The sequence below is a fragment of the Lutibacter sp. genome (assembly GCF_046055765.1).
Taxonomy (GTDB): Bacteria; Bacteroidota; Bacteroidia; order Flavobacteriales; family Flavobacteriaceae; genus Lutibacter.
Genome location: NZ_JASFZF010000102.1, coordinates 1 through 17,339, shown reverse-complemented (window position 1 = coordinate 17,339; position 17,339 = coordinate 1). Strand labels below are relative to the sequence as shown.

Sequence of the window (17,339 nt, the reverse complement as noted above, 5' to 3'; positions counted from 1 at the left end):
AAAGTTTAAAATAAAAGCACTTAAACTATAAGTCAAATTTATAAGTAATTCCAGCTAAAATTTGTAAAGTTTGAACTTGATAATTCACATAAGTATAATATTTTTCTCCTAAAGCATTATTAATTTTTACAAATGCTGTTAATCTATCAGAAAAAATGTAACCACCATTAAGGTTTAAATCCATATAAGATCCATTTTCTATTATTGTACCATTTTCTGCATTTATGCCGAAGGGAATTATAAAATCTTTTGTTGTACCGTTGTAAAATAATTTGGCACTAGCAAACCAATTTTTATACTGATAATCTGCAGAAATAGTAGCTTTAATTGAAGGTAAATTCCAAGCTTCTAATTGATTTTTAGTTGTAAATTTAGAATAATTAACAGACCCACTAAAATTAAATTCTTTAGAGGCATCAATAGTAATTTCACCAAAAAAGCCTAAGGTTTTAATATCATCATAAATTACTTGAAATGAATTACCAGCTTCATAGGCATTTTCAACAGCAATGGTTCCATCAGTTTTTGTTTGATTTTGAATAAACAATGGTTTATTTAATTCGGAAGTATGACTCACATTAAAATTATAGCCGATATTTGAAGCTAGTTTTCCTTTTGCGCCAGCATAAGCTTTATATTGTTTATCTGTTTGTAGAATGTTTAATGTTGGAGAAACATAAGGGTTTTCGTTTGAAAAATCACCATACGTATTTTGTTCTAAATCTCCGGTTACACCAGCTACTAAAATCAAAACTTCATCAATCATTTTGTAAGAAGCCGTAACGTTTGGATATGCATAAAAATTAGTATTTTTATTCTCTAAGTCGTTTGTATAATATAGTTTAGCACCCAAGTTAACCGTTAAATTTTCTCTTAAAACTTCAAAATTTGGGGAGAAACCTAGGTTAAAAAAGCTGTATTTCAAATCATCTGAATTCAAATAATTTTGTTTAAATTTTCCTGAAACCATATCAATTAATAGTTCAGCATTTATAAGTTCAGTTGATATAGGAAATTCAAATGTTGGCTTTGCTAATAATCTAATTTCATTACTGTTATAATCATCAGAAAAATTAAGAATTTCGGCTGTTGCTCCTTGAAAAAAAGAATCTTCAAAATCTATTTTTCCGCCAACATAAATATTTTTATAAATTTGTTTTTCTTCTAATGAATTTATGAAGTTATCATCAAAAGTAACGTTGGTTGGCAAACCATAATAATTATACTGTTTTAGTTGTACACCAGCATTTACTTGCCAATTATAGTCTCTATCAAATTTCTTGTAATATCCATCAATTCTTGTATCTGAAAAATTATCATTTAACAATAGATTTTTAATACCTCCTCCTGAAGAGAAATGATTGATAAAGATTCCAAAATCATTATACCTAGTATCTCCTGAGTGTAGATAAGCTTCAAGTAATGGGCTTTTGAAATTTCCAAAACCTGCTGAAATATAGTTTTCGTACAAGCGATCTTTAGGTTCTCGTACAACACCTTTTGCTTTTCCTTTTGACGGTGTAAAAGTTGAGGCTACCGGAATAGAAAAAATATGATAAGTAACTTTTTCTTTTTCAATTGTATTGGTGTTTTCAATGGTTGGGTTATACTTTATTTTAAAAGCGTCAGAAATTTTTGGTGTATATGGTTTTACAACACTAATTTCTTCAGTTTTTAAGGTATCTTTTTTTATTTCCTGAGAAAAAGAAAACCCAGTTATTAAAAGTATTAATGAAGTTATAAATAGCTTTCGCATTGTATTATGATGTTTAATTTTTAATTGACTCGTTTGTTTTAGCTTCTTCCATTTTAATTCGGTTTAGCTCATTTGTAGCTTCTTTAACTACATCATCAAATTCACTAAAATTTTTAAGCACACTTTCTAAAATGTAGGTTGCTTGGTACGCATCTTTTAATTCGTAATAATTGGTTGCCATGAGCGTTAAACCTTTAGCTCCCCAATATTTATAAGCAGCATAATTGGCAGCAATTTGTTGAATTATTTCGTTTGATACTCGGTAGCTCCCATCTTTATTCTCAAAATAAGCATTGTAATATAATGCCTCAGCTTTTAACTCTCCAATTGCAATTTTTTCAACTTTTTTATAAGCAATTCTAGCTTTGTTAAGGGTATTGGTTTTTATTGCAGAACGTGCTATAATTATATGTGCATCAGATTTTATTCTATCTTCTAATTTCTCATTTTTTAAAACTAATTCGGAATAAGTTACTGCTTTGTCGTAATTTTTAGTTGAATAATAACCTTTCATTAAATTAGATTGGGCAAATATTATATTTTGAGGTAAATTGGCTTCATTTTCTAAACGCTCTAACAAAGGAATTGCACTTTTCCAATCATTATTTTCTAAATAAACTTGTGTTAAACTTGAAAGAGAAGTTTCTGTAAACTCATTCCTTTCCTTGTTTATGACATACTTATAATATGGAATTGTTTTAAGGTGTTTATTTTTAGAAAATAAAGATTGTGCTAAATAAAAATTAGCATTTAAAAGGTGTAAACCATTTGGGAAGTTTTGCAAATATTTTGTAAAACTTTCAATAGCTTTTTTGTGATTATTTTGTAAATATTGTTTTTCGGCAGATTCGTAGGTGTCATGATCCAATTCTGCATCCGTTACATTTACAAAATCTAAATCTTTTACCCAAGTTGCGTATTCATCAACTCTACCTAAATCGACATAAATTTGACGTGTATTTTTAACTGCTTGTTTTGATTCGGGTGTGTTTGGAAAACGATTAACAATATTTTTATAGGTTTTTATTGCTTGTTCATTTTCATTGGTGTTATAATAAATAAGCCCTTTTTTTAGCAGTGCTTTTGATACAAACGGACTTCTTTTAAAGTTTACAATTAGCGTATTAAAACTTTCTAAAGCTAAATTAGTTTCATTCTTTTTCATATAAGAGTTCCCTAAAATATACAAAGCATCATCTCTATAAGTTGATTTTAAATGTGTATTTAAAAATGAATTAAGTTCAGTAATTTTGTTATTTTCTTTATTAATTAATCCATAGCTTATTGCTTTTTGAAATTGCGCATAATCGGCATCAATTCCATTTATTTCAATTGCTTTGTTGTAATAAATTACAGCATTTGAATACTTACTAGTTGCAAAATATCCATCACCAATTCTTAAATAACTATCGTTTTGCTTAATAGTATCATCAGTAGTAGTAATGAAATTTTCGAAGGATAAAATTGCGCTTTTGTATTCTTTTAATTTGAAATAAGCATACCCTAAATTATAATTAACATGTTTATATTCAATTATTTTTGAAGCTTCATTATTGGAAATAAACGTTTTAAAATTAGCTACTGCATCAGTAAAATTATTTAATCTATAATTTGATTCTCCTTTCCAAAACAATGCTTTAGCTGCAAAACTTGCATCTAAAGGAATTGCTAAAGAGTTCTCAAAATTTTCTATTGCTAAATCATAGTTTCCTTTAGTAAAAAGTTCAACGCCTCTATAAAATGAAACTTTTTGGAATAATGTTCTTTCTTTTGTGCTTTTCTTATTTTTTAAATACTCTAAAGCGCCTTCAAAATCTTTTGAAGTTATATAGGCGCTAATAATTAAATTGTTGATTTCTTTTTTATGAGTTGAGTTTGGGTATAACTCAAGGTATTCTAGTAAAACATCAGGAACACTTTTGTAGGGATTACCAATTTCATAACTTAGTTTGGCATAATTTAGCCAAGCATCTTTTTGAATCTCTGGTTTAAATTTCATTTGAGCCGCATTTCTAAATGCGTTTAAAGCTTCATTTTTTTGTTCTTGTTTTAAATAACATTCTGCTAAGTGATAGTATGCATTTTGTGCTACAGCATTATTTCCGTTAATAATTTTATTAAAGTTATTAATGGCATTTTCAAAATCGTTTTGTTTATAGTAAGCATAACCTAAAAAATAGTAATCTGTATTATTCCATTTGCCTCGTTTTCCTTTATAATTTTTTAAATGAGGTATCGCTTCATCATATTTTTGAAGATTGAAATAACTTTCACCAATAATTTTAGAAATTTCTGAGTGTTCTATTCTTTTAGCTTTTTCTAACAATGGCAATCCATGTTCAATAGCTTTTTTAAACTTTCCAAGTTTAAAGTTCATATCGGCTAAATAGTAAGAAACATTGGTTTTAAAATTTTCATCTTCAACCACTTTACCTAAATAGGTGTCAGCTGTTTCATAATCATCATTTTTATATGCAATGTATCCGTAATAATATTTTGCCTGCGCACCGTATTCTTGGGAGTCTAAAAGTCTAGAAAAATAATCTTTAGCTTTAGTATATGCTTTGTTAGCAAATAAAGAATAGGCATATTTAAAGTTATAATCTTCTTCTTTTCGAATGCTTAAATTAATAGTGTTTACTTTTGTATACCATTTTACAGCATAAGCGTATTTCCCAATTTTAAAGTAATAGTTTGCAACATCCATAAAAGCACTATTTCGTTTAGTACTTGTAGGATATTTATCAACAAATTGTTGCATTAAATCATCAGAATTAGGTTGTTCTAATCTAATGGCACAATTGGCAGCGTAATATGCACAGTTGGCTTTTAATTCTGACGAATTGTCAAACTGAGTTTTAATTTCATTGAACTTTTGCTGTGCAGCAACATACGCTTTGTTTTGATACAATTCAATTGCATGATAGTATTCTGAAAGTGGATTTATGTAAACTGTTGTTTTTTGTGCTAAAATAGAGTAGGTTATAAAAAACACAAATAAAGGAAGAACAACTTTTTTATAATTCATTTTAAGTTAAATTGAAAGATTAAAACTATAAACTAATAACGCAATTTTTTAATGAAATTGTATTTATTGAAAATTATTTTCTGTGAACTAATATAACAATAACTATTCCTTTTTTAAATTATTTGTTGTTTAAGATAAAATTTAAGCAATAGTAAAATTTTGGAATACATTTAATTATTACTTCGTTAAAGTTGAAATTTAAGGTTTAAATAATTAGCTTTGTTAAAAATCAAACTCTATGTCTGAAGCCATACTTTCACTACAAAATGCACAAATTTTCCAAAGAGAAAATTTAGTGCTATCTAACGTTAATTTATCAATTAACAGAGGTGAATTTGTGTACTTAATTGGTAAAACAGGTAGTGGGAAAAGTAGTTTAATGAAAACTTTGTATGGTGATTTACCTTTGGAAAAAGGGAAAGGAAGTATTGTAGGTTTTAATTTAAACACATTGAAAGAAAAAGAAATTCCTTTTTTAAGACGTAAAATTGGAATTGTTTTTCAAGATTTTAAATTGTTAAATGATAGAAATGTTTTCGAAAATTTATTATTTGTTTTGAAAGCTACAGGTTGGAAGGATAAAGAAAAAATGAAGATTAAAACTGACAAGGTTTTATCTAAAGTTGGTATGGAAACTAAAGGCTTTAAAATGCCTTTTCAACTATCGGGAGGTGAACAACAGCGAATTGCAATTGCAAGAGCTTTGCTAAATAATCCCGATTTAATTTTGGCTGATGAGCCTTCAGGTAACTTAGATCCAGCAACGTCTGTTGATGTTATGAATGTTTTAAAAGAAATTCATGATAGTGGAAAAACCATATTAATGGCAACGCATGATTATGCACTAATTTTAAAATTCCCATTTAGAACTATTAAATGTGAAGGTGGAGAATTATTTGAAGTTGTGCATCAGAAAAGTAACGTTTAATAATGATTTCTGTATTAATCCCAGTTTGTAATTATAACTTACAACCTTTAATAAAAAGCTTAGTAGCTCAATTTCAACAGGTTAATTATGATTGGGAGATTTTAGTATCTGATGATGCTTCAACTAAAGAATTCAGTATTGAAAATTCAGATTTTATTCATAAAATAAATAAGCAGCAAATAAAATTGTATCAGCAAGAAATAAATGTTGGTAATGCTGCAAATAGAAATTATTTAATTTCAAAAGCAACTTTTGATTGGTTGTTATTTTTAGATGCTGATGTACTACCTGTAAATGCTAATTTTATTGCAACTTATATAAATATAATGCAGTCTGCTTCGAAAGAAATTATAGCAGGAAATATTATTTATGATGCTGAAAAGCCATTACCACATTTATTAAGATGGAAATATGGAAAAGCAACAGAACAAAAATCTCTTGAAGTTAGAAAAAATAAGTCAATATTAAATTGTAGAGGAGCAAATTTTGCAATAAAAAAGAAGGTTGCTGGAAAAGCAATTTTTCCAATTTTAAAAGAAAAATATGGTTTTGTTGATACTCGTTTTTTTCTTCAGTTTAAAGAAAGTCAAATTTATGTACTAGAGAACCCTGTTTATCATTTAGGAATAGAAAATAATAGTGTTTTTTTGAACAAAACAAAAAAAGCAATTGCAAATGCATTATTTTTAATGAATACTGATAAAAAACTGTCTTTAAAAATTTTATTGGTTTCTAAGTACATGAAAATTAGAATTTTCAAATTTATTTTATTTAGAGTATATTCTAAATTTCATCAAAATATTGAACAAAATTTATTATCTAAAAATCCCTCAATTTTACTTTTTCAATTATATAAATTGCTTTATTTGAGTTATTTAGATGTTTCTAAAAAATGATAGTAACATTTTTTCTTGATTTTCCCAAATTAATTCTTTTGAGGCTTCTTCTAAATTTAATTGGTAATAATATTTCCCGTTTTCTAAAATTTTAGAGATGCCTTTTACAATGTTTTTAGGAGAATGATCTTCAATAATTTCACCAACTTTGTAAGACTCAACTACGTTTTTAATTTCAGGTAAATATGTTGCAAGTACGGGGGTTTTTGCTTGAATATAATCAAATAACTTGTTAGGAAGTGAGTACCTATAGCTTAAACCTAAATCTTCTTCTAAACTGATGCCTAAAGTTGCATTTTGCGTGATTAATACTAATTTTTCAGGATCTAAATTACCTAATAATAGTACTTTATTTTCTAGTTTTAACTCAATTATTTTTTTTTCAATTTTAGATTTATAAGGTCCTTCTCCAGCAATTTTTAAAGGGATTTCTATTGTTTGCATCGCTTTAATTAGAGCTAATAATCCTCTTCCTTTATTTAAACTACCTTGATAAAGAATGTATTTATGTTGAGCTTCTTTAAATGGAGTATTTTTATACCTTGGAAAATTTTTTAATACTAATGGTTTCACGCCGTAATTTTCATAAAACCAATTAGCAATAGAACCTGATACTGTAAAAAAATACTTTTGTTTTGGAACCAGCCAATTTTCTAAAAACCTCCATACTTTTTGAGAATATCTGCCCCGAATTGAAGGTAATTCTGAAAACAGTTCGTGGCTGTCAAAAACTAGTGGAATTTGCAGAAGTTTAGACATCATAAAATTAGGTAATAAAGTATCTAAATCATTTGAAAGTAGAATATTATTTTTCTTAGCTATAAAAAGAAGTTTAATAAATAAACGTAAATTATATTCGGCATAGAATAGAAATCCTTTTTTGAATAAAAGCTGAAATCTATATGTTTTATAATCTCTTTTTAAATTTTTACTCGTTTTTAATTTTCTGCCAATTAGTAAAACATCATAGTTAGCCTGTGTTAATGTTGTACAAACTTTATGAACACGTTGGTCATTTACTAAATCGTTTGTTACAGAAACTATTATTTGTTTCAAAGCATAAAAGTTTTATGCAAATTATGAAATTAAATCTTATTTTGTTTTAATGTAAGTTTATAAATATTCACTAATACAATAAAACCGTTTGTTATTATAATTGGCCAAGAAATTGATAGCATAAAACCGTATGCAACAAATAAGGATGCGCCTATAGAATTTATAATTCTTAAAGTTTTAAAATTTCTCATCATAACAGAGATAATTAATACGATAGAACCTAAATATCCTACCCATTCTGTAATTGTAATTCCTAATACCATATACTATATACTATATTTAAAAGGCGACAAATATAAGAATTAAATGAATAAAAAAGGTCTATAAAAAAAGAAACCTCACCCAAAGAATGAGTGAGGAAAATTGCTATGAAAAAGATGGTAAGCTATGAAACTTACCAAGGCAAATATACGGAGTATTTTAATATAAAATAATCTTTTTTTGTTAAATTTTTCTAAAAATATGACTTATGTAACATATAGAACATTTTTTTGATTTTTGTTAAAAATTATTTAATTATAGCTTCATAAATTATATTATGTATAATGGTTCTTATATCTTTTTCTCCAAGTTTATTGTTACTCATAGTTGGATAAACTCTATTTGATAAAAACACATACAATAAACCATTATCTGGATCAACCCAAGTATAAGTTCCTGTAAATCCACTATGCCCAAAACTATTGCTAGAAGCTAAACTACCAGCAGCTTTTTCTTCTTGATTTAGTTGGGGTTTGTCAAAACCAAGGCCTCTTCTAATACTATCTTTTGCATAATACCGATGGTTAAATTTATCTATTGTTTTAGCTTCAAAATATCTTCTACCACCATAAAGCCCTTTTTGAAGGTACATTTGCATTATTTTGGCTACATCGTTTGAATTTGAAAAAAGACCAGCATTACCACTTACACCATTCATCATAGCAGCTCCCATATCGTGTACATCGCCTTGTAAGGTTTGGTGTCTATAGTAATTATCAATCTCAGTTGGAGCGATTTGTGATTTATTAAATTTTCTTAGCGGGTTGTATCCAAGTGTAGTTGCTCCCAAAGGTTTATAGAAATTAGTAGCATCTATATCTTCCATTTTTTGATGGTATGTTTTTTCAATATATTTTTTAAATAAGTAAAAAACTAATCCACTGTATTTATAACCTGCAATTTTTCGTTGAGGTGCTTCTGCAATTTTTTTGTAAATAGTGTCGGTATATGAATTTTTTAAATATAGGTTTCTTGCTACTTTAATGGAGTATCCTTCGTCTTTTTGATTTCGATATAGACTTGGAAAAGGTATTTTGGTAATACTATCCACAGTTTTTAAATAATAAGGAATCCAAGGTTTAATTTTTGCAACATGAGATAACGCCTCTTTCAAAGTGATAGTATCTTTGTTTGAACCTTTAAGGTAAGGCAACATTTTGCCAAGTGTAGTATTTAAATTAATAATACCCATTTCTTCACTTTTCATAATCATTGGTAAACCTCCTAATATTTTTGTAACAGAAGCTAAATCATATAAATCGGTTAATTTTACTTTTTGTTTTTTATCGTAAGTTTGATAGCCAAAACTTTTATGATACACTACTTTTCCGTAGCGAGCAACTAAAACTTGTCCGCCAGGAGCCATTAATGAATCTACAACCATTGTAGTCATAGAGTCTATTTTTTGAAGCAATTTAGAACTCATATCAACTTCCTCAGGAATTGTATAGGAGAGTCTCAATAAATTTGAAGTGGTTAATCCAGTTCCTTCAGGAAAAATATTTTTAATTGAAACGGGTAATTTCCCTTTAATTTCAATGGCTCCAAAAATCATTTGTGCAGAAATTTCTTGAGAAACAACACTATTTTGATACGAAACCATAACTGCATCAATATGTTCAAAACTTGAAATATCTAAAAGGGTGTATGGACTTGCAAAAACATCCAGTATTACCTTTTTATTTTTTGAGATTTCTTGAAGCCAAGTATGTTCTTCAGCAGCCATTTTAAAACTCTTCCAAGGAGTAGCATTAGACTTATGGTATCCTATAATAACAGTATTGTAATTTTCTAGTTTTTGAAGTAATTCAGTTATAGTTTTAGCTGAAATAATGTCAACTTGTGTATATTTTTTTAAGGTGTTTGTAAAGTTAAAATTATCTGAATCACCTAATTTCACGTAGGCAATTTTTGCGTTAGATACATCTTTAATTGGGAGTGTTTCATTGTCATTTTTAACAAGTGTAATAGCTTCTTTCATTAAAGATCTATATAATAATTTATCTTTTGAAGTTATAATATCTTCTTGAATGTCAGTTTCTTTAAGTGGTGTAAAATTGTTTAAACCAGCCCAATATTTAGCTTTCAATATTTTTTTAACGGATTCGTTTAATCGTTCTTCTGTAAAAATAGTATTTTTAAGTGCTTTTTTTAATTTTTTTACAGCAGCTTTTACATCTTCAGGAATTAATAACATATCATTACCAGCAGTAAATGCCGCTAAATCTATATCACCAGGTTTCGCATAATTTGCAGCACCTTTCATATTTAAAGCATCTGTAAAAATTAATCCTTTAAAATTCATTTTTTCCTTTAAAAGCTCCGTAACTACTTTGTAAGAAACTGAAGTTGGTACTCCTTTTTTGGGTTCTAAAGAAGGTACATTTAAGTGTGCAATCATTACACTTGCTAAATCTGTTTTAAAAAGTTTTTTATAAGGAAATAATTCAATAGAATCTAAGCGTTCTAAACTAAAATCTAAAAAGGGTAATGTTTTATGTGAATCTGTTGAAGTATCTCCGTGACCTGGAAAGTGCTTTGCATTTGCTAAAACGCCTTTACTTTGCATCCCTTTTATAAAAGCAATTGCTTTTTCTGTCACATTGTATTTATTTTCTCCAAAAGATCTATTACCAATTATAGGATTTTTTGGATTGGTATTGATGTCAACAACTGGAGCAAAATTAATATGAATACCAACTCTTTTACAATGTTTTCCTAACTGTTCCCCAAATTGTTCAATTAATTTATTGTTTTGCACAGCACCTAAAGTCATATTCCAAGGGTAGCGAAATGAGTTTTTCAAACGCATATCTAAGCCCCATTCACCATCAAAACCAATTAATAAAGGAATTTTAGATTTAGATTGATAAATATTTGTGAGACTAACTTGCTTTTTTGGTGTTCCTTGCATAAAAATTAAACCACCGATATGATATTTTTTTATCATTTTTTTTACATAAGCAGTATGTTTTTTATCTTTATTTGAGTACGCTTGAATCATAAATAACTGACCAATTTTTTGGTCAATACTTAATCGATTCATAATACTATCAACCCATTTATTTTGATTTTTTATATCAATTGTAGTTAAAGGTTCTTGTTGTTGCCCGTAGCTTGCAGTTAAAAATAATAGGAAGCTTAGAATTAGTATTTTTTTCATTATTAATAATATTTTAGTCATTTAAAAGTACACCTGTTCCGTTTAACTTAGGAAATATAGTAATTCCATTTTCTAATTTCACACCTGTCGCAACATCATTTTTTAGCAATAAAGCACCATCCATATCAACATAATCTAGTAGGGGTGTTAAATGTGCAATTGCTGAAATTCCTACGGATGATTCTGTCATACAGCCAACCATCGTTTTTAATCCTAACGATTTGGCTTTTTCAATCATTCTTTTTGCGGGAGTTAGGCCACCACACTTCATCAGCTTTATATTTACACCATGAAAATGATTGTAACATTTTTCAATATCACTTTCAATAATACAACTTTCATCTGCAATAATTGGTAAATAAGAATTTTCGAATACAACTTTTGAGCCTCGCCAGTTTTCAGCAGCCAAAGGCTGTTCAATAAATTCTACACCAAGTTTTTTTAATTCTATAGAGTTTTTTACTGTTTCGGTAACATTCCAACCGCAATTTGCATCAATCCTGAAAATTGAATTAGAATGTTTTCTTAATTCAGTAACAATTTGAATATCATCTTTTGTACCTAGTTTTATTTTATAAATTGGCCAAGGCATTTCTTTCATTTTTGAAACCATATTATCTATGGTATCAATTCCAATAGTGAAATTTGATTGTGGAAGATTTTTCAGTTCTAAATTCCAATAATTGTAAAGTTTCACTCCTTTTTTACGTGTATATAAATCGGTATAAGCTTCATCTAAAGCGCATAACAAAAACAAGTTTTCTTTAAAATAGGGAAGTAAATAGCTCCAAAATTCTTCAGGAGTTTTGTCTAAAATAATTTCAATAATTTTACGTTTTTCAGTAAGTTCCTGTTCAAATTGTTCAATAGTTGTGTTGTAATAAGGGTTTGCAGTTGCTTCACCAAAACCAGAAATATTATTTTCTTGAAGCTCTACTATAATCGATGGAATTTCTGTTCTAGTTCCTCTTGAAATTGTAAAAGGATGCTTTAATTTTAAGTTGTATGTTCTTATTATTAATTTCATGTGTCTTTCTTATTATTTTTTAAAGGTCACATGCTGTTCGCTAGTAGTCATTTCGTTTGGTGATAAACTTTTTAACATGCTCGTTTCATATTAAATCAATGCTTCTCTTAAAATAGATATAGGATGTTTAGAATTTCGTTGAGTCCCATCTTTAATTTGATGTCGGCAACTTGTACCAGGAGCTGCAATAATAGTGTTGATATCTGTATTTCTTATTTTTGGAAACAATGTATCTTCACCTACTTGCATACTTATTTTATAATGTTCTTTTTCATACCCAAAAGAACCTGCCATACCGCAACAGCCAGAATTTAGAATAGTTACAGAATAATTTTCAGGAATGGAAAGCATTTGAAATGTAGGTTCGGTACTACTTAAAGATTTTTGTTGACAATGTCCATGGATTTTTAAAGTTTGAGTTTTTTTAGTAAAATTTTCACGTGTAATATTCTTCTTTTTAAATTCTTGTTTAATAAATTCCTCAATAGTAAAGGTATTTTTTGCTATTTCTTTTGCAGCATTTTTATCATCAGCCAATCTTAAATATTCATCTCTAAAAGTTAAAATTGCCGAAGGTTCTATTCCAATCAAAGGTGTTTTTTTTGAAATTAAATCTTTAAAAAAGTGTACATTAAAATCTGCTTTTTCTTTGGCTTTATCTAAAATTCCTTTTGAAATAAAACTTCGCCCGCTTTCTTCGTGTTGAGTAATGTTTATTTTGTACCCTAATTTTGTTAGTAATTCAATAGTATCAATACCAATATTAGCATCGTAATAATTAGTAAATTCATCAATAAAAAGAAATATTTCACTAAATTTTTGAGGTTGACTTTGTAAACGTTTTTTATTTTTTTTGTACCATTTATAAACGGTTGTTTTAGCTAATTTAGGAATGCTTCTTTCTGTTGCAATTCCCATCAATTTTTTAGTAAGTTTTGTATTTAAAACTAAATTGGTAAAAGTAGGAGTGAGGCTTCCTAATTTATTCCACTTCACATTATTTGCGAACATATTTGTTCTAAAAGGAACCCCATTTTCTTTATAATATTGATGAAGGAATTCAGCTTTTAAAGCTGCAACATCAACATTACTTGGGCATTCGCTAGCACAAGCTTTACAACTTAAACACAAGTCGAAAACATCGTATAATTCTTTATGATTGAATTTATTTTTTTCTTCTGAATTTGTTAAAAATTCACGTAAAGCATTTGCTCTAGCTCTAGTAGTATCTTTTTCGTTTCTAGTTGCTCGATAGCTTGGGCACATAGTTCCACCAGCTTCAGGAAGTTTTCTGCAATCACCCGATCCATTACACTTTTCAGTAGCTCTTAAAATTCCTAAACTATCTGAAAAATCTTGTATGGTATCAATTTCAGGTTCAATTCTATCAATTTCATAACGTAAGTTTTCATCCATTGGAAAAGAATCAACTATTTTTCCTTTATTGAAAATATTTTGTGAATCAAATACGTTTTTTATGCGTTTTATCAATTCATAATTTTTTTCTCCAATCATTTGTGGAATAAATTCAGCTCTTACAATTCCATCACCGTGTTCTCCACTAAATGATCCACCATAAGATTTTACTAATTTTGCTGTTTTACTTGTTATTTCCCGAAATAATACAACATCTTCTTTTTTCTTTAAATTTAAAATAGGACGTAAGTGCAATTCTCCTGCGCCGGCGTGTGCGTAATAAATTGCTTCTTGTCCGTAGTCTTCCATCATTTTAGAAAATTCGGCAATATAATTTGGTAAATCTTTTACTTCAACAGCGGTATCTTCAATGCAAGCAACAGATTTGTTGTCGCCTACAATATTTCCCAATAAACCTAAACCTGCTTTGCGTAAATTTACCGCTTTGTCAATATCACTATTTACTAATTTAGGAAAGGCGTATCCTAAATTTTTAGTTTTTAAATCGTTAATTAATTCATCAGCTAATTTGTTAGATTTTTCATTTGAATTTGTGCAGATTTCAAGCATTAAAATTGCCTTTGGGTCACCTTCAACAAAAAATCTATTTTTTAATTGTTCTCTATTATTTTTGGTGCAATCTAAAATGGTTTTATCCATTAATTCGCACATAAATAAATTGTGATGCATTGCTATTACAACAGCTTCCATGCTTTCTTGAATACTGTTAAAATGTGCAGCAACCATGATGTTTTTTGAAGGTGGAAGTTTGTCTAGTTGTAATGTTATTTCAGTTGTAAATGCTAATGTACCTTCGCTTCCAGTTAGTAAACTTGCTAAGTTTATGGTTTCATTTTTACCACCAAACTCTTTAAAATTTAATAACTCATCAACTGGATAGCCGTTATTTCTTCTGTGAATATTTTTTTTAGGAAATTCTTTTAGTATTTCTTTTTGAATTTCTTTACTTGATAACTCATTGTAAATTGAATTATAAATGTTACTTTCTAATGAATTTCCACTTCTTTTACTTTTGAATTCTACGGAAGTTAATTCATTAAAAATCGCTTCAGAACCATCACTTAACAGCGTTTTTAATTCAAGTACTTTATCGCGAGTTACGCCATATTTAATTGAAGTTGTACCCGATGAGTTATTACCAACCATGCCGCCAAGCATACATCTATTACTTGTTGAAGTGTTGGGGCTAAAAAATAATCCGTAGGGTTTTAGATAATCATTTAATTCATCTCTAATAACTCCTGGTTGAATAGTTATTGTTTGTTTGTGTTCATCAAATGCTAGGATTTTAGTAAAATGTTTAGAAATATCTACAACTAAACCATCTCCAACACATTGACCAGCTAATGAAGTTCCGGCAGCTCTTGGGATTAGTGTAATCTTATTTTCTGTAGCAAATTGAATGAGCTTTTTTAGGTCGCTATTATTTGTTGGATATGCTACTCCTAAAGGAGTTTTTCGATATACAGAAGCATCTGTAGCATAAATACTTTTGTGTAGATTGTCAAAAAATACGTTTCCTGACAATACATTAGCTAGTTTGTTTAAGTCTACTATTTTTGAAGACATAAGAAAATAAATTTAATTATGGAGTAAATATAATGCCGCTACTATGATCTTTGCTTGCACCAGTAACACTTTTTAAGCAATTATTTTGGCCTTCATCTTTTAAAAAACCTAATAATGCAAACACTAAAGCTTCTTTGTAATTGATAATCGTATCATTTGGTATGATGAGCTTAGTTTTTGTATACCATTGAATTCTTTCAATAAGAAATGTGTTATAAGCTCCACCACCAGCTACAAGTATTGTTTTTGAAGGATTTGATTCTACTTTTCTTGCTATTTGCATTGCAACGTGCTCAACAAAAGTTCTTAAAATATCTTTTGTGTTAAGATTATATTTGTCTATAATTGGGATAATTATTTCTACTATAAACTCATAACCTAAAGATTTTGGTTTAGAATCATTATAAAATGGTAACGAATTTAGTTCATTAAGTAATGTTAAATCAATTTCACCACTTGCCGCTATTTTTCCTTTATCATCATATTCAATATTAAATGCGGCAACATAATGATTTAAAACAATATTAACCGGACAAATATCAAAAGCTATTCGTTGGTTATTTTTATTTAATGAAATATTTGAAAATCCACCTAAGTTTAAGCAATAATCATATTCAGAGAAAAGAAGCATATCTCCAATTGGAACTAACGGAGCACCTTGGCCACCTAGTGCAATATCTTGACTTCTAAAATCACAAATAGTTTTGATACCAGTTATTGAAGTTATATAAGGTCCATTTCCAATTTGAAGCGTATAGTTTTTAGTTGGATTGTGGTAAATAGTGTGTCCGTGTGATGCAATATAATCTATAGTTGAAATATTGTTTTTAGTGATAAAATCTTGAATAATTTCACCTAAAAAAATACCGTAATCAGCATCTAGTTGTGTAAGCGCTTCTCCTTTTAAATGAAAGCCATCTTTTAAAGCTGATTTCCATTGTTTTGTATAAGGAACAGTAGTCGCCTTTAAAATTTCAAATTTATAATTTTCAGTATTGCTAATTTTCACATAAGCAATATCTATCCCGTCTAATGAAGTTCCACTCATTACACCAATTATATATTTGGTGGCATTTTTCATACTATAAAAATTTACTTTTATAAGAATCTAAAACATTTTTAACACTTTTATATTTTTCTAGAAGTGTAGCAGCTAATTCTTGATCAATGTGAAGTTCGTCCATTAACATAAGTACTCCACGATTTACTAATTTTTTATTATTTAGTTGCATGTGTACCATTTTGTTATCTATAACTCTTCCTAATTTAATCATAACAGAAGTTGTTATCATATTCAGCGCTAATTTTTGAGCAGTACCAGCTTTCATTCTAGTACTTCCGGTAACAAATTCAGGGCCAACAATTAATTCTATAGAAATATCAGCCACTTTTGATAAAGGGCTATCTTCATTACAAACAATACAACCAGTAGAAATATGTTGCTTATTTGCTTCTTTTAGCGCTCCAATAACATAAGGAGTAGTTCCTGAAGCGGCAATACCTACCAAAACATCTTTATGGGTAATATTATAGTTACTTAAATCTTTCCATGCTAAATTTGTGTCATCTTCTGCATTTTCTACAGCTTTTCTAAGTGCGGAGTCACCACCGGCAATTAAGCCAATTACCCAATTATCTGGTACACCAAAAGTTGGTGGGCATTCAGATGCATCTAAAACACCTAATCTTCCACTTGTTCCCGCTCCAATATAAAACAATCTACCACCATCTAACATTTTAGTATAGATAATATCTACCAATTTTTCAATTGAAGGAATCACTTTTTCTATAGCATTTGGAACAGTTTTATCTTCAGCATTCATACTTGTGAGTAGTTCTAACGTACTCATTTTCTCCAGGTTATTATAGTTTGAAGCTTGTTCAGTTGTTGGTTTATTTTTCATTTTTATCTTTTACAATAATTAAACTTAAAATTGTTAATAGTGCATTAACTAATATATTCATAAAACCTAAATCGAATGAAAATTGGGTTATGAATAAATAATTTAAGTAATAGGTTAAAAGCGGCATTAAAATACAGATATATGGCACCGCTGCATCATTGATTTTTATTTTTGTGAAAATTCCAAATAAATAAAGTCCTAAAAGTGGGCCGTAAGTATAGCCAGCAACTTTAAATATGGTTGAAATTACATCTCCTTTACTTTGGGAGAATAACATTATAATTGTGAATATTACTAAGGAAAATCCAATTAAA

General features: G+C 28.4%; 11 protein-coding genes and 1 pseudogene. 2 read left to right on the top strand and 10 right to left on the bottom strand.

Annotated elements, in window-relative coordinates; translation table 11 throughout:
* Positions 1-25: 25 nt before the first annotated feature.
* The gene (locus tag QM495_RS09960; RefSeq protein WP_408671957.1) at positions 26-1,756 is read right to left on the bottom strand and encodes a TonB-dependent receptor; all 1,731 of its coding nucleotides are present in this window, start codon (positions 1,754-1,756) and stop codon (positions 26-28) included.
* A 13-nt stretch (positions 1,757-1,769) separates the two neighbouring features.
* Positions 1,770-4,784 (bottom strand): tetratricopeptide repeat protein, encoded by a 3,015-nt coding sequence (locus tag QM495_RS09955; RefSeq protein ID WP_408671956.1) that lies wholly within the window; start codon positions 4,782-4,784, stop codon positions 1,770-1,772.
* A gap of 238 nt (positions 4,785-5,022) precedes the next feature.
* On the opposite strand from QM495_RS09955, the gene QM495_RS09950 reads away from it, so the two are divergent.
* Both QM495_RS09950 and QM495_RS09945 read left to right on the top strand, forming a co-directional pair.
* Positions 5,023-5,712, top strand: a complete 690-nt coding sequence (locus tag QM495_RS09950) for a cell division ATP-binding protein FtsE (protein WP_408671955.1) — start codon at positions 5,023-5,025, stop codon at positions 5,710-5,712.
* 2 nt (positions 5,713-5,714) lie between these two features.
* On the top strand, positions 5,715-6,608 hold the full coding sequence (locus QM495_RS09945) for a glycosyltransferase family 2 protein (protein WP_408671954.1): 894 nt from the start codon (positions 5,715-5,717) through the stop codon (positions 6,606-6,608).
* Here QM495_RS09945 and QM495_RS09940 read toward each other — a convergent pair.
* The 8 genes and pseudogenes from QM495_RS09940 to QM495_RS09905 all read right to left on the bottom strand — a co-directional run.
* The gene (locus tag QM495_RS09940) at positions 6,588-7,664 is read right to left on the bottom strand and encodes a glycosyltransferase (RefSeq protein ID WP_408671953.1); all 1,077 of its coding nucleotides are present in this window, start codon (positions 7,662-7,664) and stop codon (positions 6,588-6,590) included. The genes QM495_RS09945 and QM495_RS09940 overlap by 21 nt on opposite strands.
* 29 nt (positions 7,665-7,693) lie before the next feature.
* Entirely contained in the window at positions 7,694-7,927 is a 234-nt protein-coding gene (locus QM495_RS09935) for a uroporphyrinogen decarboxylase (protein WP_408671952.1), read from the bottom strand.
* 245 nt (positions 7,928-8,172) lie between these two features.
* Entirely contained in the window at positions 8,173-11,088 is a 2,916-nt protein-coding gene (locus tag QM495_RS09930; protein ID WP_408671951.1) for a glycoside hydrolase family 3 N-terminal domain-containing protein, read from the bottom strand.
* Positions 11,089-11,101: 13 nt separating this feature from the next.
* A complete protein-coding gene (locus tag QM495_RS09925) occupies positions 11,102-12,115 on the bottom strand; it encodes a dipeptide epimerase (RefSeq protein WP_408671950.1) in 1,014 nt (337 codons plus the stop codon).
* 90 nt (positions 12,116-12,205) lie between these two features.
* Positions 12,206-15,121, bottom strand: coding sequence for an FAD-binding and (Fe-S)-binding domain-containing protein (locus QM495_RS09920; RefSeq protein WP_408671949.1), 2,916 nt, complete (start codon positions 15,119-15,121; stop codon positions 12,206-12,208).
* A 16-nt stretch (positions 15,122-15,137) separates the two neighbouring features.
* A complete protein-coding gene (locus tag QM495_RS09915) occupies positions 15,138-16,202 on the bottom strand; it encodes an anhydro-N-acetylmuramic acid kinase (RefSeq protein ID WP_408671948.1) in 1,065 nt (354 codons plus the stop codon).
* 1 nt (position 16,203) lies between these two features.
* The gene (murQ, locus tag QM495_RS09910) at positions 16,204-17,025 is read right to left on the bottom strand and encodes an N-acetylmuramic acid 6-phosphate etherase (RefSeq protein ID WP_408671947.1); all 822 of its coding nucleotides are present in this window, start codon (positions 17,023-17,025) and stop codon (positions 16,204-16,206) included.
* Positions 17,015-17,339: pseudogene (locus QM495_RS09905) on the bottom strand (sodium:solute symporter); the annotation flags it as partial. The pseudogene QM495_RS09905 and the gene murQ, both read right to left, overlap by 11 nt.